We start from the raw sequence: 2,746 nt of genomic DNA on the forward strand, positions 1-2,746 counted from the left end.
GGACGAGGCTGCCCTTTCGGCGCGCGTGAAAACCGCAACCGTGTTCGCGCGGATCATGCCTGAGCAGAAACTGGCGATCGTCAGGGCCTTGAAGGCCAATGGCGGGATCGTCGCCATGACGGGAGACGGCGTCAACGATGCCCCCTCGCTGAAAGCGGCCAACATCGGCATTGCCATGGGAGGCCGCGGCACCGATGTCGCCCGCGAGGCATCTTCCATTGTCCTTCTCGACGACGACTTCGGATCGATCGTAAAGGCCATACGGTTGGGCCGTCGCATCTATGACAATTTGCGCAAAGCGATGGGCTTCATCCTCGCCGTGCACGTGCCGATTGCCGGCTTGGCTCTACTTCCATTGCTGTTTGGACTGCCTATCCTGTTCGGGCCAATTCACATTGCCTTTCTGGAGATGGTGATCGACCCGGTCTGCTCACTGGTTTTTGAAGCGGAAAACGAGGAGGACGACATAATGAAGCGTCCTCCGCGGGATGCGGAGGCGGCGCTCTTTTCGCGTCCGTTGATCGCGTGGAGCCTTGTGCAGGGCCTTCTGGCTTTCGTGCTCGTTACGGGCATTTTTCTTCTCGGCTTGCGCTGGGAAATGCCAGAGGATGAAATTCGCGCGTTGACGTTCTTCTCCCTGGTGTTGACGATTGTCGGGCTGATTTTCGTCAACCGCACGTTTAGCGAGTCGTTGCTGATTGCGCTGTTGCGGCCAAATCGATCGCTTGTAGTTGTCGTCGCGGTCGTTGCTGCAGCACTTGGCGGCACGCTTCTGTGGCCGCTTGCGAGTGGCCTCTTCCAATTCGGGCCGCTGCACCTGGATGATCTTGCCGTCACGCTTGCGTCCGGGATCGCTGTGTTAGTCTGCCTTGAGTTGTTGAAACACTTCTGGCGGGAGCGCCTGAAGGCTTGACCGACCCAGTTGCGCTTTCGTAGCAGTACCGATCAGCTCACCTATGCCGCCGTCAACGCATTGCGAATGACCCAGGCAGCGCAAGAAGAAGCAATGAGGCGATTAACGACGGTCACCAGCATCGAAGAGGGCCACACCCGTGAGCGGCATGGCATCGCCGACGCCGACGGCGGCAGCCGAAGTCAGCGCCGCCTGGATCTGCCGGGCGCGTGCCGAGTTTCGTCGAGCGCATGCGCTCCAAACGCATCCTTCGCCATCAATTGGTCCTGGAACGTGGAAGCCGCTTCAACGGGCATGCAGACGGCCACATTGTCTCCAGGCTCGCAGAAAGTACAATTTGACGCGAAGAAAGGGCGTCGACTTCCCTACGGTCTGGCAGATTATATGACGAGGTTCCCTTCAGCGTCTCTCCTTACCGGACCGAGGTGCTATCTTGGGGGACAGCCCGCGCGATTCATCGAAAGAGGCATAGCCCAGCACAACCATAAAAAATGCAAAGACGGTCAAGACCGCGATGGTGACGACCAAACTCTCTATTGGCACGTTGTTTCTCCCCTTTGATCCTTCATCCATAAGGCAGAGCAAATGTCAGGTGGGCGTTGACCTGGATCAACCGAGGCCGCTGACTTGCGCCAGATCAATTGGGGTATCTGCGACCGAGGCTATGGTGAAGCGTGAGGAGACACGCTGATGTTGCCCTTCACGCGCGATCAGTTTCTCGCTAACCTGGTTTCTTACAACGAGGGCATCTGGCCGGTGCAAGTGGCGGCATTTGGCCTTGGCTTGCTTGCCGTGGCCTTGTTGTTTTGGCGACCGCTAATGGCGGACCGTCTGATCGCTGGCATCCTGGCGATCATGTGGCTGTGGACCGGCGTTGCATATCACTGGTTCCATTTCACCCAGATCAACGAGGCCGCGCTCGTCTTTGGAGTTCTCTTCGTCGCACAGGGAGCCATTCTGGCCTATGTTGGTTTCGTCAAGAACCAATTGCGGTTCGGCCAGAGTTTTGGACCTGCAGCAATGGTGGGAGTTGGCTTCGTCACCTATGCGGCCGTCCTTTATCCACTTCTCGGCATTTGGACAGGTCACGCATATCCTGAAATGCCGGTGTTCGGTGTCACCCCCTGTCCGGTGACGATTTTCACTTTCGGGTTCTTCCTTCTTGCAAAGCCGCCCGTGTCTGGATGGGTGCTCGCGATCCCGTTCATCTGGTCGTTGATCGGAGGGAGTGCAGCGTTCCTCCTTGGCGTGCCGCAAGACTGGTTACTTCTGGTCAGCGGTGTTGTTGCGGTCCCGTTGATGGTCGCCTGTCGCAGCAAGCTTAATGTGAACGCCTGAAATCCTGAGAAGCCAATGCCGCACATGACCCTCACCGACCGACTTGCCCCAACGGCGCTGCTCCATTATGTGCTGAAGCTGTGGCTTGAGCTGCAATCTTGGGACTTCGGTCAACTTTACCGAAGTCGTCAGCATCACATCATAACGATCTGATCTTCGCGGTCTTAGCCTGCGGATCACAATAAATGCCGTAAAGCGTCTGCAGGATGCGCTCGACCTCCACCGAAGCCAGCCGATAGTAAACCTGCTGGGCGTCGCGACGGGTGTTGACCAGCTTCAGCGCCCGCAGCTTCGCCAATTGCTGCGAGAGCGCCGACTGGTTCATCGCGACCAGTTCCGCCAGCTCGTTGACGCTCGTCTCGCCATCCAGCAGATGGCACAGAATCATCAGGCGCTTCTCGTTGGCCATCGCCGCAAGCAGTTCGGACGCCTCGCGCGCCATCTTGTTCAGTTCAACGATTTTCTTATTGCGCATATGAACACATTATCATATTA

4 protein-coding genes are annotated in these 2,746 nt (G+C 57.4%); 3 read left to right on the forward strand and 1 reads right to left on the reverse strand.

Annotated features, from left to right (window positions below; translation table 11 throughout):
- The 3 genes from EOA85_RS31920 to EOA85_RS31930 form a co-directional block, all read left to right on the forward strand.
- The coding region (locus EOA85_RS31920) for a cation-translocating P-type ATPase (RefSeq protein WP_164760015.1) at positions 1-913 on the forward strand (913 nt) is incomplete at its 5' end.
- Positions 914-922: 9 nt separating this feature from the next.
- Entirely contained in the window at positions 923-1,474 is a 552-nt protein-coding gene (locus EOA85_RS31925; protein ID WP_127212387.1) for a hypothetical protein, read from the forward strand.
- Between the two features lie 129 nt (positions 1,475-1,603).
- Complete coding sequence (locus EOA85_RS31930; protein ID WP_127212388.1) at positions 1,604-2,251, forward strand: DUF6064 family protein; 648 nt, start codon at positions 1,604-1,606, stop codon at positions 2,249-2,251.
- Positions 2,252-2,390: 139 nt separating this feature from the next.
- On the opposite strand, the gene EOA85_RS31935 is transcribed toward EOA85_RS31930, so the two are convergent.
- Positions 2,391-2,726 (reverse strand): metalloregulator ArsR/SmtB family transcription factor, encoded by a 336-nt coding sequence (locus EOA85_RS31935; RefSeq protein ID WP_127212389.1) that lies wholly within the window; start codon positions 2,724-2,726, stop codon positions 2,391-2,393.
- Positions 2,727-2,746: the final 20 nt, after the last annotated feature.

It is taken from the genome of Mesorhizobium sp. M5C.F.Ca.IN.020.29.1.1 (genome assembly GCF_003997375.1).
Classification (GTDB): Bacteria; Pseudomonadota; Alphaproteobacteria; order Rhizobiales; family Rhizobiaceae; genus Mesorhizobium; species Mesorhizobium wenxiniae.

Coding starts and splice junctions, on each gene's coding strand:
- EOA85_RS31930 (WP_127212388.1), top strand. CDS start 1,604: ATGTTGCCCTTCACGCGCGATCAGTTTCTCGCTAACCTGGTTTCTTAC.
- EOA85_RS31935 (WP_127212389.1), bottom strand. CDS start 2,726: ATGCGCAATAAGAAAATCGTTGAACTGAACAAGATGGCGCGCGAGGCG.